Origin of the sequence: Scytonema sp. PCC 10023 (assembly GCF_963920835.1) — a bacterium.
Classification (GTDB): Bacteria; Cyanobacteriota; Cyanobacteriia; order Cyanobacteriales; family Nostocaceae; genus Kalymmatonema.
Genome location: NZ_CAWUDP010000121.1, coordinates 1 through 26548 on the forward strand (window position 1 = coordinate 1; position 26548 = coordinate 26548).

At 42.3% G+C, this 26548-nt stretch carries 20 protein-coding genes and 2 pseudogenes; 10 read left to right on the top strand and 12 right to left on the bottom strand.

Going from position 1 to position 26548, the window contains the following annotated elements:
• A pseudogene (locus ACM0OZ_RS41330) lies at positions 1–871 on the top strand (hypothetical protein); the annotation flags it as partial.
• Between the two features lie 44 nt (positions 872–915).
• On the opposite strand, the gene ACM0OZ_RS41335 reads toward ACM0OZ_RS41330, so the two are convergent.
• Positions 916–2313: an RNA-guided endonuclease InsQ/TnpB family protein gene (locus ACM0OZ_RS41335; RefSeq protein WP_414588686.1), complete on the bottom strand. Its 1398-nt coding sequence runs from the start codon at positions 2311–2313 to the stop codon at positions 916–918.
• Positions 2314–2391: 78 nt separating this feature from the next.
• Here ACM0OZ_RS41335 and tnpA point away from each other — a divergent pair.
• Positions 2392–2835, top strand: a pseudogene (tnpA, locus tag ACM0OZ_RS41340) (IS200/IS605 family transposase).
• Between the two features lie 350 nt (positions 2836–3185).
• Entirely contained in the window at positions 3186–4430 is a 1245-nt protein-coding gene (locus ACM0OZ_RS41345; RefSeq protein WP_414588687.1) for a calcium-binding protein, read from the top strand.
• A gap of 342 nt (positions 4431–4772) precedes the next feature.
• On the opposite strand, the gene ACM0OZ_RS41350 is transcribed toward ACM0OZ_RS41345, so the two are convergent.
• From ACM0OZ_RS41350 to ACM0OZ_RS41360, 3 genes are all read right to left on the bottom strand, one after another.
• Complete coding sequence (locus ACM0OZ_RS41350; protein ID WP_414588688.1) at positions 4773–5858, bottom strand: RNA-guided endonuclease InsQ/TnpB family protein; 1086 nt, start codon at positions 5856–5858, stop codon at positions 4773–4775.
• Positions 5831–5986, bottom strand: a complete 156-nt coding sequence (locus tag ACM0OZ_RS41355; protein WP_414588689.1) for a hypothetical protein — start codon at positions 5984–5986, stop codon at positions 5831–5833. Before ACM0OZ_RS41355 ends, ACM0OZ_RS41350 begins: the two co-directional genes overlap by 28 nt.
• Positions 5987–6172: 186 nt before the next feature.
• Positions 6173–6562, bottom strand: a complete 390-nt coding sequence (locus ACM0OZ_RS41360) for a hypothetical protein (protein ID WP_414588690.1) — start codon at positions 6560–6562, stop codon at positions 6173–6175.
• Positions 6563–7123: 561 nt separating this feature from the next.
• Between ACM0OZ_RS41360 and ACM0OZ_RS41365 the strand changes: the two genes are divergently transcribed.
• A complete protein-coding gene (locus tag ACM0OZ_RS41365) occupies positions 7124–7960 on the top strand; it encodes a M23 family metallopeptidase (RefSeq protein WP_414588691.1) in 837 nt (278 codons plus the stop codon).
• 389 nt (positions 7961–8349) lie between these two features.
• Here the strand turns inward: ACM0OZ_RS41365 and ACM0OZ_RS41370 are convergent, their stop codons facing one another.
• From ACM0OZ_RS41370 to ACM0OZ_RS41390, 5 genes are all read right to left on the bottom strand, one after another.
• On the bottom strand, positions 8350–8613 hold the full coding sequence (locus ACM0OZ_RS41370) for a hypothetical protein (protein ID WP_414588692.1): 264 nt from the start codon (positions 8611–8613) through the stop codon (positions 8350–8352).
• Positions 8585–8842 carry a hypothetical protein gene (locus ACM0OZ_RS41375; protein WP_414588693.1) on the bottom strand — a complete coding sequence of 86 codons (258 nt, stop codon included), beginning with the start codon at positions 8840–8842 and terminating at the stop codon, positions 8585–8587. The genes ACM0OZ_RS41370 and ACM0OZ_RS41375 overlap by 29 nt, the downstream gene beginning before the upstream one ends.
• 165 nt (positions 8843–9007) lie before the next feature.
• Positions 9008–10198 (bottom strand): FAD-dependent oxidoreductase, encoded by a 1191-nt coding sequence (locus ACM0OZ_RS41380; protein ID WP_414588694.1) that lies wholly within the window; start codon positions 10196–10198, stop codon positions 9008–9010.
• Between the two features lie 146 nt (positions 10199–10344).
• Positions 10345–13491, bottom strand: a complete 3147-nt coding sequence (locus ACM0OZ_RS41385) for a thioester reductase domain-containing protein (protein WP_414588695.1) — start codon at positions 13489–13491, stop codon at positions 10345–10347.
• Between the two features lie 119 nt (positions 13492–13610).
• Positions 13611–13931, bottom strand: a complete 321-nt coding sequence (locus ACM0OZ_RS41390) for a hypothetical protein (RefSeq protein ID WP_414588696.1) — start codon at positions 13929–13931, stop codon at positions 13611–13613.
• A gap of 534 nt (positions 13932–14465) precedes the next feature.
• Here ACM0OZ_RS41390 and ACM0OZ_RS41395 point away from each other — a divergent pair.
• Positions 14466–16049: a mechanosensitive ion channel family protein gene (locus ACM0OZ_RS41395; RefSeq protein ID WP_414588697.1), complete on the top strand. Its 1584-nt coding sequence runs from the start codon at positions 14466–14468 to the stop codon at positions 16047–16049.
• Between the two features lie 286 nt (positions 16050–16335).
• Here ACM0OZ_RS41395 and ftsH read toward each other — a convergent pair whose 3' ends face one another.
• A complete protein-coding gene (gene ftsH, locus ACM0OZ_RS41400; RefSeq protein WP_414588698.1) occupies positions 16336–18243 on the bottom strand; it encodes an ATP-dependent zinc metalloprotease FtsH in 1908 nt (635 codons plus the stop codon).
• A 596-nt stretch (positions 18244–18839) separates the two neighbouring features.
• Here ftsH and ACM0OZ_RS41405 point away from each other — a divergent pair.
• Complete coding sequence (locus ACM0OZ_RS41405; protein WP_414588699.1) at positions 18840–19382, top strand: NADPH-dependent FMN reductase; 543 nt, start codon at positions 18840–18842, stop codon at positions 19380–19382.
• Positions 19383–19495: 113 nt separating this feature from the next.
• Here ACM0OZ_RS41405 and ACM0OZ_RS41410 read toward each other — a convergent pair whose 3' ends face one another.
• Positions 19496–20611, bottom strand: a complete 1116-nt coding sequence (locus tag ACM0OZ_RS41410; protein ID WP_414588700.1) for a ferrochelatase — start codon at positions 20609–20611, stop codon at positions 19496–19498.
• A gap of 334 nt (positions 20612–20945) precedes the next feature.
• Complete coding sequence (locus ACM0OZ_RS41415) at positions 20946–21164, bottom strand: hypothetical protein (RefSeq protein WP_414588701.1); 219 nt, start codon at positions 21162–21164, stop codon at positions 20946–20948.
• Between the two features lie 385 nt (positions 21165–21549).
• Here ACM0OZ_RS41415 and ACM0OZ_RS41420 point away from each other — a divergent pair, with 385 nt between their 5' ends.
• From ACM0OZ_RS41420 to ilvB, 4 genes are all read left to right on the top strand, one after another.
• Positions 21550–21690, top strand: a complete 141-nt coding sequence (locus ACM0OZ_RS41420) for a hypothetical protein (protein ID WP_414588702.1) — start codon at positions 21550–21552, stop codon at positions 21688–21690.
• 357 nt (positions 21691–22047) lie between these two features.
• The gene (locus tag ACM0OZ_RS41425; RefSeq protein ID WP_414588703.1) at positions 22048–22620 is read left to right on the top strand and encodes a hypothetical protein; all 573 of its coding nucleotides are present in this window, start codon (positions 22048–22050) and stop codon (positions 22618–22620) included.
• A 218-nt stretch (positions 22621–22838) separates the two neighbouring features.
• A complete protein-coding gene (locus ACM0OZ_RS41430) occupies positions 22839–24107 on the top strand; it encodes an MFS transporter (protein WP_414588704.1) in 1269 nt (422 codons plus the stop codon).
• Positions 24108–24416: 309 nt separating this feature from the next.
• Entirely contained in the window at positions 24417–26312 is a 1896-nt protein-coding gene (gene ilvB, locus ACM0OZ_RS41435) for a biosynthetic-type acetolactate synthase large subunit (RefSeq protein ID WP_414588705.1), read from the top strand.
• The last annotated feature ends 236 nt before the right edge of the window (positions 26313–26548 follow it).

The following is a 26548-nucleotide window of genomic DNA, read 5'->3' on the forward strand; positions in this document are numbered from 1 at the left end:
CCCCTCATCCTCCTCATCCTCCTCATCCCCCTCATCCCCCTCATCCCCCTCATCCCCCTCATCCCCCTCATCCCCCTCATCCTCCTCATCCCCCTCATCCCCCTCATCCCCCTCATCCTCTCCACTTTTTACTGAACTCATTGGCGTACTCCCTGGGTCAAAGGCGGCAAAATTGACGCAAGGAGTACCTTTGACGTTGGCAATTGCGGAATATGTCCACGCTAGGAGACCGCAAACCAAGTTTGTGATTCCTGTTGCCCCAACTTTGGATTTAGAAACTTTAGCTAGTTTTGCCGACCAAGAGAAAAACTCTTTTGTTCAAACATTTGGTTTTAGTGGTGCTTCTTTGATTGTCCCAACATCCAATATTGATTCAGAACGCCCTTTACTAAAGACAGGAACAGGTTTATGTGTGGAACTTTGGACTCAGACACCAGCATATGATTTATTATCCCAGTGCAGCCTTTGCTTAACCACAGTGGGTGCAAACACTGCTGAACTTGGTGCTTTAGCAGTGCCGATGATTGTTTTATTACCTACTCAACAGCTAGATGCTATGAGGTCTTGGGATGGTTTGCCTGGACTGTTGGCAAATTTGCCTTTGGTCGGTTCCGGTTTTGCTAAGCTAATTAACTGGCTAGTTTTGAGACGAAAAGGTTTGCTAGCATGGCCCAATATTTGGGCGCAGGAAATGGTCGTACCGGAACTAGTCGGAAAACTCCAGTCCCAAGAAGTCGGAGAAATGGTTTTAGATTATCTGACTCATCCAGAAAAATTAGCCCAAATACAAGCCAAGCTGCGGAGTATCCGAGGTGAGGCTGGTGCAGCACAAAAGTTAGCAACTTTGGTAAAGGAAGAGATTGAAAGATAGGGGAACTGGAGGTGTTTCAAGGGTAAGTTTTTTCCGTGAACTACCTACACCGCCTGCAAGCAGGTCGGTGTAGGCTTCTGGCGTTTTAACACTACCAGAACTTCCTTCGAGGTACTATTAGTAGTAGAGCCAGCTACTACCGGATTCCCTTTACGGCGTTTTATTGTTGGGAACAGTCCCAGCCCAACACGCTTTAGATTGATAGCGGCATTCACGTCGCGGTCAACCCAAAGCAATTCTTTTTCATCCCAATACTCGCGAATGTTACAATCACTGAAGTTAAACTCGTCACGGTACGCGAGTAATTGAGATGTGTATGCAGGTTTCACTGCTATTGTCCTAGCCCCAGCAATTGACGCTATGTATTCTAGGATTGTAAAAAACTGTCCAAATGCAGCGTCATTCCAGGATTTGTTCAGACCTGATTTTCGCGACTGACCGTTTGGAAGATACTTGCCGTCTTCGTCCTGTTTAGCTTTGTTTCGTTTTGACAAAGCTTTTAAATTTAAGTCTTCGTGAATAAAAACTTTTTTATTTGTCCGAACTACAGCATGAGCTGTCTTAAACGCATGGTCAATTCTAGCCCTGGCAATACGTTGATGCTCCCGTGCTTCTCGTTTTGCTAGTTTACGACGTGCCTTGCTACCTTTTTTCTTGGCTGACTTGCGGTTTGACACAGACGCCAAACGCTTTTCAGATTTTCTGAAAGACTTCAGTGCTTGGTGCTTCGTATTTTCTGAAGTTGCCAAGTAATCGTCTTCATGCAACACCGCATCCAATCCCAGAGTGTTATCCCAAGTTGGCGTTATCTCTTCAGGAGTGAAAACAGGTACATTCGGGTCTTCTAAACAAATTGTGATGTACCAACCATCCGCTTTCTTAGTTAAGAGTGCATTTTTGAGTACAAAAGCATTGGGCAATGGACGATGTAGACACACTTTAACCCAACCATCAAGCTTTGAAAAGGACAAGAATAACCAGTCTTTCTCAACACGCTCAACGGTAATGGCTTGACCTTCTATACGCATGGTGCGGTAACGTGCCGCACTTTTAAAACGTGGCTTCCCACTGCGATTGCCATTGCTGTCACCTTTAATGAAACGAGAGAAAGCCAAATCAACTCGCTTGGAAACGTCTTGTAATGTTTGAGATGGAACACGAGTAAAGTCTAGTAATTCTCCAGAATGTCCAACTATAAACAAGTCTTCTTTAATAGTAGGAAGCTGTTTCTTTTGAGAGTAGAAATCTGGATTGTCCCGTAATTGTGGCAATGGACAACTGATTATCGAACAAGAATTAATATTGTTGCGGTTCTTTTCCCACCAATCGAATCTATCTCCTAGTTGCTTGTTATACCAGTATTGACAAATTCTCAACCAACTATTCAGTTCTAATTTTTGATTGGTGTTCGGTTGCGCACGATACTGATAGTTAAGCAACAAGGGAATTCACCTCCTTAATTGTTAGTTACTGTCAATATTATTGGCAACACTGATTATAGCAGAGTGACTGAAAAAGTTGTGAAAAATGATTTTGTTTCACTCATGTCCGTCAGTCAGTGACCTGAAAGCACATTTGGTGTTGACAACCAAATATCGACGCAAAGCCATCACGCTCTGAGATGTTAAAGCGTTTACACATTATCCTTGAAGATTTATTGATCAAATGGGATTGCAAACTGGTTGAGTTTAACGGTGAATCCGACCACGTACACTTACTGTTTCAATATCACCCAGATTTGCAATTAAGCACGTTGGTTGGAAATATTAAATCAACGACATCTCGTAGACTCAGGCAAGAATTTGCAGACCATCTGAGTCGCTTCTATTCCAAAGATGTTTTTTGGAACGGGTCTTACTTTATTGCGGCGTTGTGGTGGCGTGACTATCTCGACCTTGAAGCAGTATATTGAGTCGCAAGACAGCCCAGAGATAGGTAAAAACTGCACTGTCCACGAGGTCTAACACGAAAAAAATGGGCAGCCTTACTACTACGAGTACTCGTCTTGGAACACAGATCAGCGAAACAAAGGCTGCCCATTTTTTAGGGGACAAGTGCGACCCCACTCCCGCGTCAACCAACGGTTGACATAGGTCGGGGGACGTACCGTTTTTACCCCAAAATTCATCCCACGCTGCACTTCGTGTCAGACGTGGGGCTTCTTTTGGTTTTAGCTAAAAACAAGTCATTTATTTTTTCACAGATTCTAAATTGTAAATCTTTTTAAAGAAGAGTTGAATTTTTAAGAAGAAAAATTATGAATAGTAGATGTATTTAATAGTACAACTATCGAGTTTTAGGGAGAGTAACGACTATGGCAGATATCATCGGTACCCCGAACAACGATACTTTAACCGGAACTCCAGATAATGACACAATCAACGGTTTAGCAGGAGACGACACATTATTAGGCAAAGATGGAAATGACGACCTTAATGGCGGCGAAGGTCGCGACTTGCTAGATGGTGGTTTAGGAAACGACAACTTACGTGGCGATCCCTTTGCTGATCCCTATGGGAATAAAAGTGATATTTTGACACTCAACCGTGAGGGAAGCGATATTCTAGATGGTGACTCAGGTAATGATTTTCTAGAAGGCGGTGCCGGTAAGGATTCCTTGAGTGGCGGTCACGGAGATGATGTTTTATGGGGTGGTTACAGCGCAGGGGAAAGTATAGACACTTTTAACCTTGGAAATTTTCTCACGGAGTACTTTAACAATGGCTATGGTAATGATGTTTTAAAAGGCGGAAAAGGAAACGACATCTTACGGGGTGATACCACTTGGACAGATCCCATCTCAGGACGTACTACCCTTGGAGGAAACGACTTCCTAGATGGCGGTTCTGGCAATGATCTTTTAGAGGGCGGTCCTGGAAGCGATGAACTTTATGGCGGTTCAGGCGATGATCGCCTCTTTGGTGGTTATGAAGTCGTTAGCTCCTCACGTCAAACTGAGAGTTCCAGAAACTTCCTGTATGGTGAGTCCGGTAATGACTACCTTGTAGGAGCTAACGGTGATGACTTTCTTGACGGTGGTGAAGGAAACGACATATTAGATGGTTATGATGAGAGGTTCACTGGTAAGGACACTTTATATGGTGGCGATGGTGAGGATGTATTGTATGGAAGAAACGGAAGCGATTTCCTAGATGGTGGTTCTGGTAATGATGTTCTGATTGGTGATGTTCAGTTCAATCCTTTTCAGCAAGAGGATTGGGTGGATACTTTAACAGGCGGTGTAGGAAATGACACATTCGTTCTTGGAACTGATAGTGGAAGTTTGTACGGTCCGTCTCCTTCTGGTACAACTCAATCTTTCACTGATTACGCAATCATTACCGACTTCAACACTAGCGACGACACTATCCAACTTGCCAATTCAGAGGAAAGAGGAGCAGGAGTAAGCGTAGGATTAAGCTATATTCTAGGTTCCTCTCCAGCAGGTTCACCAGAAGGGACAGCGATATATCTTGACCAAGAAACAGACGTGCTCATTGCGGTTGTGCAAGGAGTTTCAGGTCTAAGTCTTGACCAAAGCTACTTCACTTTCGTTTAGACTTTTATCCTCCAATTTGTCACTTTCTCCAAAAAAAATTTGAGAGGATGTCTCGAAAGTATCATTGTTTCTACCAATTGCCCGTGCATTAGCCATACCATAGCTGCATAAATGAACGCTTCTTAACTAGCAGGTAAGGCTTGATAATGTTTTTCTTTTCTTTGTTTGTTCGTTATTAGGGCTGTTCTACCTTCTTTAGTCCTGGCATTTTAAGATAACGAACCGTTATATAATACCTACCCAAAGCTACCCATAATTTGGCTTTTCTATACTTTAGGTTTCGATTACTTCCTGCTTCAACCTGGAGATGTCGGCATCAACCAGTCCACAGGCTAGCACTGTCTAACTGACAGCTTTACTCAAATTGATTGCTGCATTTAAATCGCGGTCAATAACAAAGCCACAGTGACCGCATTCAAACACTCGCTCATCCAAAGTGAGTGTTTCTTTTTTGGTTCCACAGTTAGAACAGGTCTTACTGGATGGAAACCATCGGTCTATAACGACAAGCTTGGAACCATACAACTCGCACTTGTAGGTCAGTTGTCTGCGAAACTCAAAGAAACTCATATCAGCAATCGCTTTTGCCAGTTTATGATTAGCCATCATTCCAGACACGTTAAGGTCTTCAATCACTACTGTGCCGTGGTTCTTAGCGAGCAATGTGGTGAGTTTGTGGAGCGTATCTTTACGGATGTTGGCAATCTTTCTGTGTAGACGAGCTACTGCCATCTGCGCTTTTTTCCAGTTAGCAGAACCGATGATTTTATGGCGGTTCAACCATTGCATTCTGGATAGTTTTGCTTCATATTTTTTGTAGGATTTGGCTCCAGCTATGACTTCACCACTGCTGAGGGTGCAAAGATTTTTAACACCGAGGTCAACACCTACAACACTTGTTTTATCTGATTGTTGTTGTTCTACGTCAAATCGAAAACTGATAAACCATCTATGAGCTTGTCGGCTAATAGTGCAACACTTAATCAATACTTGTGGTAATCGCTCATAAGTTTTAAGAACACCAATTACAGGTACTTGAATCTTGTTATCTCCTAAGATTTTGACTGTGCCTTCCAGCGTGAAAGAATCTTTGCGTCCTTTCTTTTTAAACTTTGGTACTCTTTTTTTCTTACTGAAGCAATCTTTCCAAGCATCTCGCAGAGCCATCAGCGCTTGCTGTGGAGTAGATTTACTGCATTCGTAGTACCATTCATTTTCAGATTTCACTAATGCTACCAACCATTTATGTAGGTCGATAGCACTAGGGAATTTAATCTTAGAATCAGGATTGGCTTGGTTGTGGTCTAAAATTTGCTTGGTCAGCGCTAAGCCCCAATTCCAAGCATGACGAGCTACTCCACAATGTTTGGCTAATGCTATGCGCTGCGCTTTATTCAGTTTCAATTCTGTTTTAAATCCGAGTAGCATGGCAAACCTTTAATCCATTCTCTAAGTGCCTGTGATTTATTCCATCCTTGAGTTTCAGCGTAAACCTCAAGCTTTTTTAATTCCTGCTCAGTTAGCAGTACTTTTAACCATCTATCTCTTTGCGGCATAATTCTTCGCTCTTGTACATAGTCATATTATAGTAATAATATGACTATATATGAGTCGTGAAAACCGCACATAAACCGAATAGATATCAAAAAGCTACCCAAGATTGAGCAGCAGTGGGTAGCTTTGTCCAGAGATTAAGTTACAGTTTCAAGCCCTTGAGTCCATCATCTCATCGTCTGTTTGCTCTACTCCCCAGAAGACTTGCCATCTCTTCGTCCTAGTTCATAAACGCCGGAACCTATACAGGCAAGTATCCCTATACTAATTGCCCAGCTCGAACCTAAACTGATTTCCACTCCCCAATTAAATAAAGCGCCAATGACTAGAAAGGGCACAATACTGAAAAGCGAGGCGTAAAAAGCATTCTGTGATTCTCTGGCTTTCCTTGTTTTTTCAAATTCTGACTTACTCGTGTAGAGCGATCGCTCGGCAAAGTTAAACCAGCGGTTTAGTTGGTGGATCACCCATTCACTGGCTGAGGAAAAACCTAAATACAGCGCCAAAGACCACAAACTTGCTCCGGCGATCGCGATTGTGTCTAACTCAAAACTGAAAGGCAATATTTCGGTCAGCATGGCTTGTGGAACTCGTGTGGAGAGTGCGCTTTCGCTTCTATTGAAGCTAGATTAATTTTTTAATGCAATCTTAAGCATAAACTTAACAGCATTTTTACTTATTGGCAACGATTTCACAGGTATAATTCATGGTGCATAAATTGACATCTGACAATCTAAGTATATACCTAGAAAAAATGTAATTACCAATACTTATAAGAATTACCAGGGAATGACTAGCAACTTGAACACTCGCTATTTAAAGGAGAATTATTGCTTAAGTATAACTGCACAAAAGTATCTAAAATAGCTGTTTGACTCTAAATGTCATATTTTTTATTTTCAATTAAGAATATTCTGCTTTTGACAGATCAAAAAATAGTACTTGAAACGACTTGACATAAAAATATTTTCCAGTACAATATTGCGATTGAAAGCCAAAAAATACGCTTTTTCTTGTAATGCAGCTATGTGAACGCAAACAAAACCAGATGTCAATCCCTAATCAAAATTCAAACTTCTGCTTTGGTTGGATTTTACATCAATTTACAGATAGACCTAACGGCTAGAGGGCAAAAAAAAATGAGTCAGTGGCGACAAACAGTAGCACTTTCTGCGGTCAGTCTGTCTATATTAGGATTGAGTGTTATAGGTTTCATCACTCTATTGTCAAAGGCAAAAACGGTTGAAGCTGTAGAATTTAACTCCAAGCAGATAGCAACGTTCAACAATTGGCAAGCAACTTCAATTCCTGTAAAAAATTCTCAGGCACACCAGTCAAAACCATCTATAGAATTTAAATCTAACGGGTACCACCCCAAAGCATCTCCAAAATTTAAATCTCAGCAGGTAGCAATAGCTAACAATTGGCTAGCAGCCTCTTTTCCTGTAGAAAATTTTCAGTCATATACATCCGCATTTGGCTACCGTCGTTCTGCGACTGGTGGCTCAAATTTGGAATTTCACGGTGGGTTAGATATCGCCGCCCCACAAGGTAGTTATATTCGTAATTGGTGGACAGGTACAGTCACAAAAGTTCGCGACAAGGACGCCTGTGGTACATATATAGTCATTCAGTCTGGCGAATGGGAACACACCTACTGTCATATGGAAGGACAAGTTGAAACCGCAGAGGGTCGCCGTTATTTCATAGATAGGGCTGGTGGAATTCAAATTTGGGAAGGTCAGCAAATAACCGCAGGAATGAGAATTGGTCGGGTAGGGATGACCGGACGAACCACAGGTCCTCACCTTCATTGGGGGCTGAAATATGCCAAACAATATGTAGATCCAGCAATGGTTCTGCGGGAAATGTTCTCCCAGCAGCAAATTGCCAGAAATCCATCTCAAAGGTGGACTCCACAACAATCACAAGTCATCATTGAGGAATCAAAAGTTATAGGGGATTCGGGATATTAAGAGAAAGAATGAACGCTGTTTTATTGACATCTACTTTCATAGGATAAGGAGGGATAGGCGGGGGAGACGACCTGGTTCTGGTTGCAATTGGGCTATGAAAAGCTTATTCATTACAGCAAATTTGATAACTTATTTTTTGAAATATGAATTTCTCTAGGGGTAAGTAAAAGCGCAAAATTTAGAAAAACTTGGAATTCCTCTTGAGATGCTACTAGGGGTAATTAGGGATTGAGACAGACTAAAACAGCCCCCAACCACACAGGAATGCAGGGAATAAAGACATGGGAGGTGGAGGGAGGACGATAAGCCCGTAGCTTGACGCGCGAGCGTATCGCACCCCTCTGGTACCTTTGCAGTTAAGTTACCTTAATGGGCATATGGTGGCTCGATTAAGTTAAAGTTTCAGTCTGTAGTAGCGCTTTGCGTAATGCAGTTACTGCTTCTTCTGTCTCTACCAACCTCTTGAGAGCAAGCGCAATATCATCTTCAACCTTCAACAGTTTAGCTGCTTTTTTTACAGCTTTTTGCTCTTCAAGTGAGTAATCCTCATCGGCGCGAGCCATTTGAATTGCATGATACAGCAATGACCTTGATTTCGACCAAGTAGAAACATCAACTGTAATCTTACTCAGCAAACTTTCGCGCGTCAGCATTTTTGTATTCAAATGTTTTGTATTTCTCTATTACTTCTTCAGGAGCGCCGACAAGACGCTGATGATTTAGTAACCAGTTAAGTTCAGCTTCGGAAACCTCTCCATCAGCTCCAGCAATAGCGAGTAGTGCATATCCGTAGTTCAGGTATGCTTCAATAGGAGCCTCAGAAATACCTAAGTTCTTTTTCATAAATTCTGAAGCAGGTAATGCTTCTTTGATATTGCTCATAAATTACCTCTTTGATTCTTTGAAACTTTATTATCTTACATTAAAAAGGTTATTTTATATACTTTTTATATTGTATAAAACATTCTGAAAATCCATAGTTTTGTTTCATTCAGTTAAATGATTGATGAGAAATGAAAGCAAGTTTTTGTTAACGCAAAAGACAAATCAACACAACAGAATTCGCCACAAGACATTTTTCAGATTCGTGCGGCAATTTATATGTGCAATTCCACCCATCGAAAAATAAGTAATCGGTTTGACCTGAAATAATCTAAAATTTTCAACTAAAAATAATTTCTTTAAATCTTGAAATTTATCGTACTTTATTACTTGAGGGGAATCAGTATAAATTATTTTATGCGAAACCTCAATCCGCGCATTTTCCGGAAAAATTTTTAACAATTTTTCCAAAGCATCTTTATCTGATGGAGTTGGCTTATTACAAAGGTTTTGCTGGGTGTATTTCTTCTGAATCGCTGAATTAAACTCGGAGATCGCTAAATAAAGCTCCCTGTATGAAAGGTCGATAGAATAGTCCATATGACTATTACTCATCCAGAAATTAACAGCTTGAAGATGTGTATTAGTTCCTTGCCCATCAAAGAGCATTTTTTCCAACCAGACAACTCTACTTTTATTTTTGTCATAAATTTCTGCCCCAGCAATCTCTTCCGTTGGCGTTAAGTCATTAGTATCAATATTCCCGTATCCATGTTGGAAGAGAAACTCTAAATTTGTTGCACTACCTCCGCACTCCATAAAGCGACCTAACATTGTTCCAAAACAGTTAGTATTTATCGAATTGGAATATAAACCTGCATACCCTCCAGAGGCAAGGATGATTGCGCGGCAACGCAGTTTTCCAATGTAGCCGTTTTTCTCATACTGCAATCCTTGGCAAACATTTTTGTCCATTACTAATCGAGTGAGCCAAGCATTTATTATGCGCCCTCCAAGGGATTCAAATAGTTCATACATATATTGCAAGAAAGATTTACCACTTTCAGACTCTAATGCCAATCCAATTTTTATGGGTTTTAAAGCAACAAGAGATGAAAGCTCATCAATTTCATCTTTTAAATATTGCTGTAAAGCTTGAGTTACGAAAGGATGAGCGCACTTTCTTCCCAAATCATCCATGTAAGAGGCAAAGTCATCGTTTGTTAAAGGGGAAGTGTTGATAGCACCCACAGACCGATACGTTGAACCTTGTATGCCGCCTCTATCTTTATCCAAATAAGTAATTAAAGTTGTAGGTATTCCTGCCTTAATGAGTTTATAAGCAGCCCAAATTCCTGCAACTCCTCCTCCAACCACAGCAACAGGAGAATCTAAATCAGGAAGTATATGATTCATTTTTAGTTTTGCCTTTATGAAAGCAACATTTAATACGTATAAAGTCAGAAACGCTAAATGCTGATACGAAAATGTACACAACTAGTTAAAGCAAGTTGAGAGTGCCAATGCTAGGTTTTCATTTTGAATTGCTTACTTCGATCTCGCTATTTTGGAACTAAGTCGAGCCAACCACTACGAATGAAATACGAGAAATAAGTATTGAGCAATTCAGCATTTACAGGTGGACACACTATGGAACTACCTTCTAGGATATTCTGTGTCATCAAACAACTGATTTTTGGGTCAGTTGATTGCTGAACCTGATCCAAAATACCTAGTTGTTCTTGAGGCAATTGTTTTTGATAAAAAGGCAAGAGATGATACAAAGGGTTTTCCCTAGAGCGAACAGAATTATTTAGTTGTATTTGCCAATCTTTATAAGCAATATGTTTAATTTTATAGCCAAAAGAACAGATAAAATCAGTTAGTTCACTCCAATAAATAGATTGAGGATTATTTAAGTGAAAAGCCTTACCAAGAGAATCTTTTTGCTTTGATAAATACACAATACTTTGGCTGAGGTAATCTACGGGAGCTAAATCCAATGTGTCAGTGATGTCTGTCATACTCCCCATTTGAATACAGCCTTTGATGGTGCGGCAAATTACATCATCTTTATACCAAGCACCTGTTTGACTATGACCGGAAATAAATGGCGGTCTATAAATCGAAACTGGAATACCGCGATCGCGCGCTATCATAACCAACTTTTCTGCCACCCATTTACTCTGGGAGTAAGCAAGTTTCATTCCCTCACTATGAGCGAGTTGATCGGATTCAGTTACTACTTTTCCTAAATAAGCAGGCGACTCAAAAACCGCGATTGTAGATATATAATGTACAGGCTTGATTTTCAGTTGACTCGCCAATCTCAAGATTTCCTGAGTTCCCAAAACATTGGTAGGCTTTAATGCTGAATAGGGATAAACATAGTTAATCCAAGCAGCGTTGTGATAAATCACATCAATGAGGCTGCTCATTTTTTGAAAATATTGTGATGACAAACCTAACAGTGGTTGAGATAAATCACCCAACACAGGAATAATTCTATCAGCAAAATCATCTTGCCAAATTCCATAGGATTCTAAGTTATTTTGAATCCTTAACTTCCCTGACTCCAAATCAGTAGAACGTACCAAGCAATAAACATTCGCCTGGGTTTTTAACAGCAGTTCTTGAAGTAAAAAAGCTCCTAAAAAGCCTGTAGCTCCAGTTAAGAAAATAGCAGTAGGCTCAGTTACAAATGACTCAGATGGATGTTCAGGTAATATTGTAGAGTCTAAAACAACCTCTGATTTTAAATCTGTTGCTAACTCAACCGATGAATGTTTTGAGAGAATTGTGTTCTTCGCTGCTAGTTGCTGAAGCAATAAATTTACCAATTGGTTGATATTAGACTCGCCAAGAAACATTTCTATGGGTATGTTTACCCCTAGTTCAGTATCAATGCGGTTCTTCAGATCAATATTCATGAGAGAATCAGGCCTCAGTTCATGTAAAGGCTTCTCTATATCCAGATTTTGAGATGTATTGATGCCTAAAACTTTAACAAATTGCTCTCGAATATAAGCAGTTAATAGCTCTTGACGTTTACCTAAAGAAGCATCATCTAACTGTTGTAGAAACTCCAATCTTTGCTGCAATGGCTGCTCATCAGAGGATGCTTCTTTGATATTTGTCAGTTCTTGTTGTGCCAATATACGGCGCAAAATTTTCCCAGAAGGTGATTTAGGAATTTTGTCCACAAATTCAAGTCTGCGGATCATTTTATGCGGTGCAACTTGTCCAGCGACAAACTCCATAATTTGTTCTGGCGTAGCTGAATCTTTAAGCACAACAAAAGCTTTGGGAACTTCCCCACTACTGGCATGAGGACTCTTGACTACACAAGCATCAGCAACAGCCGGATGACTCAACAATACTGCTTCTAGCTCTGCTGGTGCTATGGCATAGCCATTACACTTGATCAACTCCTTGATGCGATCGACTATATAAAAGTAGCCGTCTTCATCAACATAGACAATATCGCCGGTGTGATACCAACCATCTCGATCAATTGTGTTGGCAGTTGCTTCATCATTATTCAAATAGCCTTTCATGAGCTGCGGTCCGCGTACCCACAACTCTCCTGGTTGATTAAAACCTAATGGTTGTTGGGTATCGACGTCTACAATTTGACATTCCACATGAGAAAGACATTGACCGACTGAACCAGGCTTGATTTTGTCACGTTCATCTAGAGTGTGGGTGTTCAGACAGGTTTCTGTCGTTCCATACGCTTGCTTGACGACGCAATTAGGAAGACGCTGTTCGCACTCTTTGATCAATTGATCACTGAGTGGTGCTGCAGCAGAAGTCAGCACCCGCAAGCTGGAAAGATTGTATTTATCTACTATTGGCTGCTTTGCTAATGCCAGCAAAATTGGTGGGACGACGTGGATACGGGTAATTTTGTGCTTTTCAATCAGGTTGAGAAACGTCTCCAGATCGAAGCGCGGTATCGTCACAATAGTTGCTCCGCAAGCAAGGCTGTAATTCAGCATGAGCATGCCGTAGGCATGAAAAAAAGGTAAAACCCCGATAACTGCATCAGCCTCGCTGACTGGTTCGCAGTTTTGGAATTGGTGAAAGTTACACAGAAATGTATGGTGGGTGTGCATCACACCTTTAGGCATACCAGTAGTGCCACTAGAGTACAGCAAGGCTACTAAATCTTCTCGTGGATTGATATGTACTTTTGGTATTTCTCCTTCACCTTCTAAAAGCACAGAAAATGAGGTAGCCTCAGCTGCCTCACCAAACACAAATACTTCTTGTACCTTTGATTGCCCTACGGCTTCTAATGCTTGAGTTACAAGGTCAGGTATTGTGACTAAATATTTTGCACCAGCATCATTGAGTTGGTATGCAAGCTCTTCTGCCGTATAGGATGGGTTTACTGTGGTGATAACCCCGCCTAAAGTTGCGACGGCATGGAAGGCGATCGCATATTCGGGAATATTCGGGCTGTAAATTGCGAAAACATCACCTTTGGAGAAGCCACGCGCCACCAAGCTAGAAGCAACTCGACCGATGGAGTCTGCTAGTTGTCCATAAGTCACTATGCGATCGCTGTGCCCTTCAATCAAGGCTGGTTTCTGGGCTAATTCTACTGCTCGTTGCAATACAAATTCTGTCAGTGGCTGCTCAGGTATAGAAATATCAGGATATGGACTGCGAAATATGATCGAATTTGATTGTTGAGTAAACATATACTACAAATTAATAGTTGTTCTCAATTAGACTCAAGACACTCAAATTGAAAAAACCGTATATGTACGTAGAGAAAATAGAAGAAATTCTTGATTTAAGAAAGAATTTTTTTTGTTTGCTAATCACACTTTTCGTACAACTTTACCATCTCTAATTCTGGTGGTAGTGGAAAGCCAAAATTTTGATGATAATGAGGAAACTTAATTGAGAAAAGGCATAAAGGTTGATTTCGATAAAAAGCGGTTAAATAAAACACTCGAATAACAAAATCCTCTGTGTCACCTTCCTCTGATATAGAAAAATTGCCAGGAAAAATTTCATCAAAGTAAATTTCAAACTGTCTTGCTGTTGCAAAAAAATACTTTCCAATGATTTTAGCAGCATTATCATAAGCTGGGTTGGGAATAGATTTAGGGATTCGGTGCGTTACGGATTTCATCCTAACGCACCCTACAATACTTAACTTTGTTCAAAAATCAAATAGTAATCCTATAGTAAAGCCTAAACATTTATTTGACTTCGTTGTTCCTACTGTTCCTACTGTTCCTACTGTTCCTACTATTATTAGTTTCAAGTAAATAAAAAGGTCGGAAATGTGTGATATTTGAACTCAGATAAAGTTTGGTATAAGAGCCTATTTATAAAGTAAATATTAAGTAGGGTGTGTTACGGCGATGCTTGGATTTCGGAGTTTGAGAGAGTGAGAATTAGCCGCAGGGCACCATCTTTCTCGGTGCGTTAAGCGTTGCTATAACGCACCCTACAATTTAAGGTTTACTTTATAAATCATCTCTAAGATAATAAAGTCAAAAAATATGACTTTAAGATAAAATAACTAGCATAGTAAAAAGTTGAGCATTATAATAACTTGATTTTATCAACCTAAAAATGAAATAATACTAGAAAAGATATTGATGTGTTCTACAGATTTTAGTAACACAATCATTAAAATGCTTAACTTTTATGTTTTGATATGAATTTCTTAATTATCTTGGCTGAAGTCAGTCTTGTAATCTTCGTTTTCTTTTTAGTAAACTGGCTTGTGGGTAAGGTCTTCAAGCTACTTTTGAAAAACTCTGTAGTTAAAAACGAGGGAAGAAGTATCAAAACCCTGCGTCAAAATATTACAGGGTTGTTGATAGCCACTTGTTTAGTACTGTGTATTTTGATTGTGGGTGCTAATGGTTTTCTACTCTATCGAGGCGCAAACCTTCAACAATATACACTCTTGTTGATTTACCGTGTTCCACCAGGATTTTGGGTAACTTTAGGAATTGGTATAGCTCAGAGCATTGGTATTTTGATTTTAGCGGCGATCGCTCAGAAATTCCTTCATCGTTGGCTCAAGGTAGCTAGCATTCGTGCTAAGAACATTGAACAAAACACTGCCGACGATAAAAGTATTGATACTTTCTTTGACAACCTCAACAACATCGTTACTTGTGGGATCTGGCTGTGGGCTGTCATCTGCTGTAGCCAGTTTCTCAAATTGCCAGCAGTTGTTTCCCACTATTTATACATCCTACTGCGGATCTATCTGATCATTGCCGTCGGGTTACTCATACCTAAAGCACTCACTGCTATTATTGATAGCCTAGATGCTTTAAGTATAAGATACTCGAATCCTGACAACCTTCTGCGATTCTATGATCGCCTCCGACACCTAATCCCCTTTTTGAAGCGGTGTCTGGAATTTGTGATTTATGTCTGTGTAGCAACATTGGTGATCCAGCAGGTGCAGTTAATCGCCAATATCGCAGCTTTCGGATCTAGAATTGTTAAGATCATCGGCATCATCTTCATCAGTCGTGTTTTGTTTGAGGTCGTCTACTTACTTGTTGAAGAGGTATTGTTCAAAGACCGAAATCTGAGTGAGATTCAAACAAGCAGACGCCTCACCCTCGTTCCTCTTATCCGTAGTTTTTTACAATATCTAGTTTACTTCGGTGCCGCTGTCTCGATCCTTTATACGCTCGACATCAATCCCACTCCTATACTCGCTGGTGCAGGAATTGTTGGTATAGCTGTGGGTTTTGGAGCTCAGACACTAGTTAACGATATAGTCTGCGGTTTCTTTATTCTGTTTGAAAACTATTACTTAGTGGGTGACTATATCCAAGCTGGGAAATCCGAAGATAAAATTGTCGAAGGCATTGTCGAGGCGATTGAACTGCGAACCACTCGTATCAGACACCCCAATGGTCAATTGCAGATTATTCGTAATGGCGATATTGGCTCAATTACCAACTACTCCAAACAGTATATTTTTGCAGTGGTGGAAGTTAGCGTGCCTTATGACTCCAACTTAGCTGATGTATACAAAGTCATTGAGGAAGTAGGAGAAGAGTTAAAAGCAAATAACCCAGATGTACTCGAACCTACAGAGGTAGATGGAGTAGAGAGCCTTGGAGACACTAACTTATTACTGCGTACATTAACGAAGGTAAAGCCAGGAAAGCATCTTCAGATCCAGCGCGTTCTCCGGAAGATTTTTACGAATGCTTTACAGCGGGAAGGAATTACAATTCCCCTTCGTGTTGAAAGTGCCGAACCTTAAAGACCTCAGTCAACTGGACAGGAGGTGTTTGAGCAAAAAAAAACTCAGAACACAGTTGTCAGAACTCAGAATTAATTATAAACACAGGTTGATATCCTTACAATTGTGTACAACGCTTAATTGAAGTAGAGGTTACAAGCCCCTAATTTTAATTAGACTCTGGAGCGCGAATTCAACGTAGGGTGGGCACTGCTCTTCACCAATAAGCAAGGAAGGTGGACAGGAACCAGTGCCCACCCTACAATTTAATGTTTCAGCAATTCGCGCTCCAAAGTCATTATCATTCCTAACCAGACACAACTAATTGTTGCTTCTCTGGCAGTTGGGTATATTCAGAGACAATTTTACGGAATTGCTCGCCTTCTATAGTCTCCTGCTCCACGAGTAAATCGACAAGCCGATCTACTAAAGCTCTGTTTTCACGTATAATGCGACGAGCTTCTTGGTAGCAAGTACTTGCCATTGCTCGCACTTGTCGGTCAATCTTGATCGCCATTTCTTCTGAATACTCAGAGCGATTCACCCAATCTCGTCCCAGAAACACATCACTATTCTGAGTTTCCAGAGCCACTAACCCTAAGTTAGACATACCATACATCGTTATCATCTTACGAGCAAGATTTGTCACAACTTTTAGGTCATTGCTCGCTCCACCTGTGACTTCAGCTTCACCAAAAACCTCTACTTCTGCAGCCTTTCCTCCTAAGGTCATGGTAATGTTGTCTTGCAGCCAAGCCTTAGTATAAAGCCCGCTGTCAATCATTTCTTCATTCAGAATCTGCTGAGAAAAACCACCAACTCCACCAGAACGGGGAATAATTGTCACCTTATTTAAGGGGTCAGAATATTTCAGGAGTGTAGACAACAGAGCGTGTCCAATCTCATGATAAGCAATCAACCGCTTTTTCTTGCTATCCAATAGCGGGTTGAGGGTCAGTCCAATGGTCAATCTGTCAATAGCATCATCAATTTCTAGCTGCGTAATTGCCTCTTTACGTCTACGTGCTGTGAGAATTGCCGCTTCGTTGAGGAGGTTTGCTAAGTCCGCCCCTGTAAAACCTGGTGTACGACGAGCAACAACTTCTAAAGAAACAGATGGATCAATTTTCTTGTTACGCGAGTGAACTTGCAAAATTTCCAGACGACCTTTGCGATCTGGTGCATCCACAATCACTTGTCGGTCAAACCGTCCAGGTCTGAGCAACGCGGCATCTAGCACATCCGGGCGGTTAGTGGCAGCAATAATAATAATACCAGTGTTACCTTCAAAACCGTCCATTTCGGTAAGCAGTTGGTTGAGGGTTTGTTCCCGCTCATCGTTTCCGCCACCGATCCCTGCACCCCGCTGTCGTCCTACAGCATCGATTTCATCGATAAATATGAGACAGGGAGCATTTTCTTTGGCTTTCTTGAATAAGTCGCGCACGCGGGATGCTCCCACACCCACGAACATTTCCACAAACTCTGAACCGGAAATGCTGAAGAATGGTACGGCTGCTTCACCAGCGATCGCTTTTGCTAAGAGAGTTTTCCCTGTTCCTGGAGGTCCGACTAACAGCACTCCTTTGGGAATGCGTGCGCCGATAGCAGTGAATTTTTCTGGTTGTTTGAGGAAAGTAACGACTTCTTGCAGTTCTTCTTTGGCTTCTTCAATACCTGCGACATCGTCAAATTTCACTCCGGTTTTTGCCTCCATCTGAAAGCGAGCTCTGGTTTTACCGAAGTTCATTGCTTGGCTAGAAGCATTCGTAGAGCGCCGGAGGAACAATAACATCAAAGCAACCAGTGGCAAAATCCACATCAGGTTGATCAAAAGCCCTACAGCTGCTCTACCATTAGCAGAGGAAACTTCCTCAAAATCAACGTTATTTTCTTTTAGCTTGCTAATTAACTCAGGGTTTTGTTCCAAAAGCCGCACTTGTATCGGTTGTGCATCTTGCTTTTGCTCTTTTAGATAAACCCTTGCTACCTGATCGGTTTCGTCAAGCTCTACTCTTTTGACTTCCTTATTCTCGGTTTTCTTGATTAAGTCGCCATAGGATAGGGAATCGCCACGCTCTACTTTTTGCGCTAGCGCGGGAGTACCCCCTAACATTCCTGGCAACATGATTAAACCAGCTGCTAGCGCTCCAGTGAAAGCTGCACGCTTTGCCCTTTGCTGTTTCATCAATGTCTTTTTCTCAAAATTTTTCATAATAATTACCGTTTGTTTGCTGCTCCATAACCGAGCACTCGTTTCTATGCCTTTTCCTCTACCAAGAGTAGAAATCAGGGGTTTCTAATCTTCTAGTGTAACTTCCAAAAAAAAAACCATTCCCAAGTTTTTCCTCGCTATACCCTTCAATGCCTGTATTTATTAGAATTACTCTGTTTTTGACACATAAGTGGAACTTTAGGAATTCCTTGCTCGTCGCACTCTTTGCTAAAAAGCCTTTAGTTGTTACTTTTACATTTTATCTGTGCTGTGTCCTCGTTCGCTTAGCATAAAATTCTCTGCAAACTGGAATTTGACATATTATGTCACACATAGCTATGATATATACATAGTCGTAATGACTCCGGATTAGAAATATTTAGCTTTGGCGTGTGAGACTTTTTATAGAAGCTTTTTACTGAACACGAAGGAACTCAGAATCATCGATCCGGACGAGTGCATGAGTTCTGTACGACTGCGTGGCGAAGTATTGGGTTCAGTCCCCCCACTCATTGCATTCTGATTTCTGTGTTCTGTGTTCTGTGTTCTCTTGTTCTTCTTCAAGATAGTTATAGTTACGGGAATTTAATTGGACTATGGTGAAAATTGTTGGTATTGCTGGTAGCTTAAGATCCGAATCTTACACTCAAAAGGCTTTACTTCTAGCCGCCCAACGGGTGGAAGCTCTGGGTGCAGATGTTGAAATTCTCGATTTGCGGCAAATGCAGTTACCATTTTGTAATGGGGAAGATGAATATCCAGATTACCCAGATGTTCAGCGGTTACGCGATGCCGTTAGTAGTGCCGATGGGTTAATTTTGGCGACACCAGAGTATCATGGCAGCGTGAGTGGTGTCCTGAAAAATGCCCTTGATTTAATGAGTTTTGACCAGTTGTCTGATAAAGTGACAGGATTGATTAGCGTGTTAGGGGGACAGCCTAACAGCAACGCCTTAAATGATCTACGAGTTATTATGCGTTGGGTACACGCTTGGGTGATTCCAGAGCAAATTGGGATTGGACAAGTTTGGAAAGCCTTTAGTCCTGATGGTAAGTTGTTGGATGAAAAACTTTCTCAACGTTTCGACGAATTTGCTCAAAGTTTGATTGACAACACTCGCAAGTTGAGAGGCTTGTAGGGAGAAGGAAGCAGTTCTTGAGATGAGGGAGCAGTTCTTGAGATGAGGGAGTAATGATTTTTCTTTATACTTCCTCATCCTCCTCATCCTCCTCATCCCCTCATCTTCTCTACTTAGTGATGGTGGTGATGATGATGCGCTACAGCTAACTGGGGATTAACCGCCACAGTTTGTTCTGACACCAACTCGGTGATATGAGCATTTGCCCATTGAGCTGCCATTGTTAAGAATTCAGAATTGTCGTTAACACAGGGCATCTGCACGTAGTTTAGATCAGGATGTTTTTTCTGTAGCGCATGAATGATGTGGTGTACATCCAACAGAGTTTCATGGTTTTCTGTAGCAAAGCCAATCGGCATAAAGACAACCGCTTTGGCACCTAATTGAATGAGGTTTTTCGCTGCTTGTTCGACATTTGGTAGCGTCCATTCAATGAGGGGTGTGTCGTGGTTTAGCCACCCAATGGAAATGAGAGGGTAGCGGTTGATTAACTGTTCGCGTATTAAGTCGTAGAGTATTTGACTTTCGGTAATTCCAGAGGTGAATCCTTTGGCTTTGTGAGGACAACCGTGGTTCATCAGCACAATACCAATTTGAGAAGGTAGGTAAGCACTGGCTAAGTCAGCGGTAATTTTCTCTTCCACAAGACGCGCTATCAAATTGATGTAAGCTGATTCGTTGTAGAAGGATGGGATATAGCGCAGTCCTTTAACCCAGTGTTCATCACCATCTGTCAACTCAGCGAAAGCGTTGTTGACTTGCTCAATGGCAATACCACTCGTGAAGATGGAATCCACAACGAGCAGTGGATAGATGAGTATTTTGTCAAAGCCTTGGTTTTTGATTTCTGCCAAGACTTGGTTCGGAAGGAAAGGGGCGCAGAAGTTGAAGGCTTTAAAAACTTTAACGCCTTCACCCCACTGTGCCTGTAGGTTTTTTTCAATTCCAGCGCGTTGTTTTTCAAAAATGGCATTGTGTGGGGAAATAAAATCATGGTGTTGATGTCCCCACTCATGACGGTCAAATAATGCCAAAAGTCGTGCGAGGGGAGGATAAATCCAGGTAGGCACGGGTGCGAATTTTGCCGTCAGCAGATTTAAAGCTTGTTCATTGTAGTTAGCGAAATCTTCGTAGCTTTCGACTTCGCCGTAACCCATAAGCAATACTGCTACTCGGTGTTGACTTGACAATTGCTCAGTGGGCTGTAGTTTTTCTGGTGTGGCTACCACAATACTTCCTCAATCCAACTTCAAAAGTTCTTAGTGTGTAAGGGCGCAATGCCTTGCATTGGTACTGAGTGCTGAGTGGAAATGACTCAGCACTCAGCACTCATGGCTCAGTGCTGTTCTTAATTTGTTGTTTTCCATACTCGTAAAATTTTATCCTATCCTGGGGGATAGGATAAAAAAGCAATTAATAGCAATATTTCTAATGACATACTCTATTAATTACTAAAGGTATATACAAAAAAAAATACTCTTAAGGCGTAACCGAATAAAATCTAAAGGATGAAAAATAAAATACTTCACACTATCCTACCCTACGCAAAGCCCCCTACGCGATCTATGGAAAGGTGCGGGTTCCCACCAGTTGAGGAGCCAGCGCGAATGACGGTGAGTCCAGCGCTACGGCTGGAGGGTTGCCGAACTGACAGTGATTGGCTCTCCCGTTGGGCTTTCCCGATCCAGGCGACTGCCGTGCAAGTGTCAATACGCTTGGTGATAAGAAAATTTCTTCAACAATAACCCTTGTACCAGACGTGCCATGGCACGTCTGGTACACGCATGAAATCTCCACAAAAAATCCTTAACTGAACGGTATTGGTGCAAGTGTCCGTGGCGTCTACACACTTTATCCTTCAGGTGAGATTTGCTTATTTGGCAAATTGTGTCACGCTTGATAGACTGCAATTGCGATGTTGAGTTATTAATGTCAACAACCCAGGTCTGAAGACACTGGGCTTCCAGCCTAGATTTACAGACCATAGTTGACCCGACGCGCGTACTTCGTGTACTACGTTATTGGCAAGTGTCAAAGTTTCTACCTACGGATACGTATCCCTCAACGGGACGTTAGGCATAGCCAGTCTGTAGCTCTAGAAATTGAAGATTAAACAGGTTTATTGGGTTAAGCCAGTGTCTTCGATAAGTACCGACCAGTAACATTCGTGGCTACAATCACTCCCGAAAGGGAAGGCACATCGAGTGCAAAACCGTTACGCGTACAGGTGAGTCCAGTCAGTCATCGGCGGGTTTCCCAACAAGCGGGAACTGGCGAACCCAAAGGGGTGAAAGATTTGAAATGGTAACTGTCCCATTGAAAGTACACTACAAAAGTACACCGAATCCAGTAACCCCAAGGCGGTAATGGAATAAGGCGACTAAAGGAGCCAGTGCGGTGGGCGGCTCTGCCGACTTGTAGCATCTGGCGTTCGCTTGAGTCGTATTTCCTCTCAGGTCACGCATACACGCTCGTTTCCATACTTCCCACGAAGTTTTATGAGGACGAGTCATTGATCATCAGTCAGGAAAAATGACCAGTGACACAAAACCCTGTGACGACTCAAACCAACGTCATACACCCTGAAAAGTGTTGTGAATAAATGTTATATTTAAGACAGTAACACTGCAATATTCTTAAGGAAAAGCCGCTAAACCAAAGACAGATGAGTATAATTATTTGCCCTGGTATCCATGATTCATCTTTAACTCAATGTTTTGTGTCGGGATTGCTAGAGCAAGCTGTAGAGAAAGCAAAAAATCAAGTATCAGCAAATATACTGATTGTTCCAGTCGAGGGTGGTTTAGCTTTATCAGCGTTTCACATATTGCAGTTTTTACACAAACACTTGCAGAATAGGATACAATCGCCAGTTGTATTCATTAGCTTTAGTGCTGGTGTCGTTGGGGCAATAATCGCTGCTCACAAATGGCAACAATTTGGTGGTCATGTTAAAGCTTTTATCGCTATAGATGGATGGGGAGTACCTCTTTGGGGAAATTTTTCTATCCATCGGATGAGCCATGATTATTTCACTCACTGGAGTTCTTCTCTGCTCGGAAGTGGGCAAAATAACTTTTATGCAGATCCATCTGTTGACCATTTAGAGATGTGGCGATCGCCTCAAACTGTACAGGGTTGCTGGGTAGACTCTTTTTTTGGCGAATCACCGCCTCAAGAGCGCCTGGCTGCTGCTGAGTTTTTGCACGTGCTTTTAAAGCGTTATCAGGATAATTAGTCCGGAAAATAGATTTGCCAATCAGGAGTGAGAAATGAGGGGTGAGTAGAGGAAGATGTAGAGGAAGATGAGAAAAATAAGGGGGATGAAGAAGTCATGAGTTCCCCACCTTTCGTTGCTCGCGTAAGCGCAGCGTGTCGCAAAGCGGCTAAGCTTTTCTCACAACAGCCTCCACTCGCCCTTGTCCCCAGTTCCCTAACCCTTAATCCCTAGTTCTGATGTTTCCAACAGAACCTCCAAATTCTAATAACGGGTTTCGTACCCTGCTAAAAAACCGTAATTTTATGCTGCTATGGATTGGGCAATTGGTGTCCCAGCTAGCAGATAAAGTTTTCTTCGTTTTGATGGTAGCCCTGCTGGAAAACTACCCACCCCTTCCAGGGTTAGCAGAGAACTCCATGTACTCAACTTTGATGGTAGCCTTTACAATACCAGCGATATTGTTTGGTTCTGCTGGTGGAGTCTTTGTTGACCGCTTCCCAAAAAAGCTAATTATGGTTGGCTCTGATGTGGTGCGCGGGCTATTAACTTTGTGTATTCCTTTTTTGCCACGAGAGTTTCTCATTCTGCTATTGCTCACTTTTGCCATTTCGACTGTGACGCAGTTTTTTGCACCTGCTGAGCAAGCTGCTATTCCCCTATTAGTCAGAAAAGAGAATTTGATGGCAGCCAATGCGCTCTTTAGCAGCACGATGATGGGAGCTTTAATTGTTGGTTTTGCTGTGGGGGAGCCGATATTGAGTTGGGCAAAAAACTCGGTAGGAGCAGAATATGGTCAAGAGCTTGTGGTAGCGGCATTGTACCTGGTGTCTGCTGGAATTATGCAACCCATTAGCTTTAGAGACAATAAGTTCCATGACAACAGTCAGCCCGTCATCAATCCTTGGACTGATTTTAAAGAGGGTTTGCGTTATCTCAAGAAAAACCATCTGGTGTTGAATGCCATGTTGCAACTGACAACTTTGTATTGTGTGTTTGCAGCATTAACAGTACTGGCGATTAGATTAGCAGAGGAGTTTGGCTTAAAAGAGAAACAATTTGGTTTTTTCTTGGCAGCGGCTGGGGTAGGTATGGTGTTGGGAGCGGCAATTTTGGGTCATTGGGGTGAAAAACTCAACCAAAAACCGTTACCCCTGATTGGATTTTTGCTCATGGCGCTGGTTTTAGGAGTGTTCAGTTTTACCCACAACTTATTATTCGCTTTTGCACTTTGTGCATTGTTGGGTATAGGCGCTGCTTTCATTGGCGTACCGATGCAAACTCTGATTCAACAGCAAACACCACCGACAATGCATGGTAAAGTGTTTGGGTTTCAAAATCATGCCGTCAACATAGCCCTGAGTGCACCACTCGCGATCACAGGTCCAGTAACTGATGCTTTAGGCTTGCGAATTGTGCTAGTGGGTATGAGTATTGTGGTAGTCTTTGTGGGCGTTTGGGCTTGGCACAATACTCGTCGAGTATTGCGCAATGTTCTTTTAAAATGAAGAATTTCTGAGTCAAGAAAGAACTCAGGACTCATTCGTCAGTACTTATAAGAAAAAAGGATACAAGCTTATAAATTTATTGATAGAAAACAAAAAAATTCTACCGAGACACGCACTGCGACAGCCTTAACGTCGATACTAAATCCGCGAAATTTATTTGTGGAAAGCCAACCGCGTTCTGCGTTACGATCAAAGATTATTGCTTTTTATTCAGCAAATATCGTTGCTTATTTATTCAGCTTTTCAATTAAAATGAAATTTTAAATACAAAATTTCAGCATCAACTTAGCTCTTGCGTGAGGTTTGACTGTGCGATCGCCTACCGAAATTAGTTTCCCACAAACCGAAAACCAAAGCATCTCCAATCTCTCAATCTCGCCAGTCGTGACGCCCAGACGTGCATCTGGTGGTTTCGCCCTGCTTGATAGCCTCAAGCGCCACGGCGTTGAGTATATTTTTGGTTATCCTGGTGGTGCAATTCTGCCGATTTACGACGATTTATACAAAGTAGAAGCTACCGATGGTGGTATTAAGCACATCTTGGTGCGACACGAACAAGGTGCCGCACACGCCGCCGATGGGTACGCCCGTGCAACGGGGAAGGTAGGTGTGTGCTTTGGAACTTCTGGTCCTGGGGCGACTAATTTGGTAACGGGCATCGCCACCGCTTATATGGACTCAATCCCGATGGTCATTGTCACAGGACAGGTGTCACGGGCGGTGATCGGTACGGATGCATTTCAAGAAACTGATATTTACGGGATTACGCTACCAATTGTCAAGCACTCCTATGTCGTGCGCGATCCCAGAGATATGGCACGCATTGTTGCCGAAGCCTTCCACATTGCTAGCACTGGACGTCCGGGACCAGTTTTGATTGATGTTCCCAAGGATGTGGCGTTGGAAGAATTTGACTATGTGCCTGTGGAACCGGGAAAAGTGAAGTTACCGGGGTATCGTCCCACAGTGAAGGGAAATCCACGGCAGATTAACGCAGCGATACAGTTGATTCGTGAAAGTCGCCGTCCGCTATTGTATGTCGGTGGTGGTGCGATCGCCTCAGGGGCACACGAAGAAATTAAACAACTGGCTGAATTATTCAATATCCCCGTCAGCACCACATTCATGGGTATCGGTGCCTTTGACGAACATCATCCCCTGTCTTTGGGAATGTTGGGAATGCACGGCACCGCCTACGCTAACTTTGCTGTCACAGATTGTGACTTGCTGATTTGTGTTGGTGCAAGATTTGATGACCGCGTGACAGGCAAGTTGGATGAATTCGCCACCCGCGCTAAAGTCATTCACATCGACATCGACCCGGCGGAAGTTGGCAAAAACCGCGTTCCTGATGTACCCATCGTCGGCGATGTGCGGAAAGTGTTGCTTGATTTGTTGCGTCGCGTTCAGCAAGCAGGTACTAACGATGCATCCAACCAAACGCAAGAGTGGCTGAACCTGATCAACCGCTGGAAGGAAGAGTATCCTTTAGAGGTGCCACAGCATGCTGATAGTATGTCGCCGCAAGAGGTGATTGTAGAAATCGCACGCCAAGCGCCCCACGCCTACTACACCACAGATGTGGGGCAACATCAAATGTGGTCGGCACAATTCCTCAAAAATGGTCCCCGGCGCTGGATTTCCAGTGGTGGTTTGGGAACAATGGGTTTTGGCTTACCAGCAGCGATCGGGGCTAAGGTGGCGTTTCCTGATGAACAAGTCATCTGTATTAGCGGTGACGCCAGTTTCCAAATGAATTTACAGGAATTGGGAACAGCAGCACAGTATGGCTTAAATGTCAAGACTGTGATTATCAATAACGGCTGGCAGGGAATGGTGCGCCAGTGGCAAGAAGCCTTCTACGGCGAGCGTTACTCCTGCTCGAATATGGAAGTAGGAATGCCAGACATCGAATATTTGGCAAAGGCGTATGGCATCAAAGGCATGGTGATCAAAAGCCGTGAGGAATTGAAAGATGCGATCGCCGAAATGCTAGCGCATGATGGTCCAGTTATCGTCAATGCCTACGTGACCAAAGATGAAAACTGTTACCCAATGGTCGCTCCTGGAAAGAGTAATGCCCAGATGATTGGTTTGCCACGCCAGCCACAGAAAGCCTCACCAGAGCCAGTTTTTTGCAGCAACTGCGGTGCGAAAAACTCATATGATAACAACTTCTGCCCTGAATGCGGCACTAAGTTGTGAAGTAATCCGGGTTAATAATTTATGTAGGGTGGGCATTGCCCATCCTTATAGCCCTCCTCTGTCACTTTCCGGAGCGAAACAAAGCATGTCAACAACCCAGGTCTAAAGACACGCTTGCTTCTAGCCTAAGACTCGACCATAGTTGACCAGACTGAGTTCTTAACTGAACTACGTTATTGGCAAGTGTTCAAGTTCCTACCGAGGACAATGCGTTCGCGCAGCGTGCCGTTAGGCAT

Bases quoted from the DNA above. Each gene is read 5' to 3' on its own strand.
- ACM0OZ_RS41390 (WP_414588696.1), bottom strand. From the start codon at position 13,931: ATGAAATCCGTAACGCACCGAATCCCTAAATCTATTCCCAACCCAGCT.
- ACM0OZ_RS41430 (WP_414588704.1), top strand. From the start codon at position 22,839: ATGTTTCCAACAGAACCTCCAAATTCTAATAACGGGTTTCGTACCCTG.
- ACM0OZ_RS41365 (WP_414588691.1), top strand. From the start codon at position 7,124: ATGAGTCAGTGGCGACAAACAGTAGCACTTTCTGCGGTCAGTCTGTCT.
- ACM0OZ_RS41385 (WP_414588695.1), bottom strand. From the start codon at position 13,491: ATGTTTACTCAACAATCAAATTCGATCATATTTCGCAGTCCATATCCT.
- ACM0OZ_RS41350 (WP_414588688.1), bottom strand. From the start codon at position 5,858: ATGCTACTCGGATTTAAAACAGAATTGAAACTGAATAAAGCGCAGCGC.
- ACM0OZ_RS41375 (WP_414588693.1), bottom strand. From the start codon at position 8,842: ATGAGCAATATCAAAGAAGCATTACCTGCTTCAGAATTTATGAAAAAG.
- ACM0OZ_RS41370 (WP_414588692.1), bottom strand. From the start codon at position 8,613: ATGCTGACGCGCGAAAGTTTGCTGAGTAAGATTACAGTTGATGTTTCT.
- ACM0OZ_RS41380 (WP_414588694.1), bottom strand. From the start codon at position 10,198: ATGAATCATATACTTCCTGATTTAGATTCTCCTGTTGCTGTGGTTGGA.
- ACM0OZ_RS41355 (WP_414588689.1), bottom strand. From the start codon at position 5,986: ATGCCGCAAAGAGATAGATGGTTAAAAGTACTGCTAACTGAGCAGGAA.
- ACM0OZ_RS41360 (WP_414588690.1), bottom strand. From the start codon at position 6,562: ATGCTGACCGAAATATTGCCTTTCAGTTTTGAGTTAGACACAATCGCG.
- ftsH (WP_414588698.1), bottom strand. From the start codon at position 18,243: ATGAAAAATTTTGAGAAAAAGACATTGATGAAACAGCAAAGGGCAAAG.
- ACM0OZ_RS41345 (WP_414588687.1), top strand. From the start codon at position 3,186: ATGGCAGATATCATCGGTACCCCGAACAACGATACTTTAACCGGAACT.
- ACM0OZ_RS41405 (WP_414588699.1), top strand. From the start codon at position 18,840: ATGGTGAAAATTGTTGGTATTGCTGGTAGCTTAAGATCCGAATCTTAC.
- ACM0OZ_RS41395 (WP_414588697.1), top strand. From the start codon at position 14,466: ATGAATTTCTTAATTATCTTGGCTGAAGTCAGTCTTGTAATCTTCGTT.
- ACM0OZ_RS41425 (WP_414588703.1), top strand. From the start codon at position 22,048: ATGAGTATAATTATTTGCCCTGGTATCCATGATTCATCTTTAACTCAA.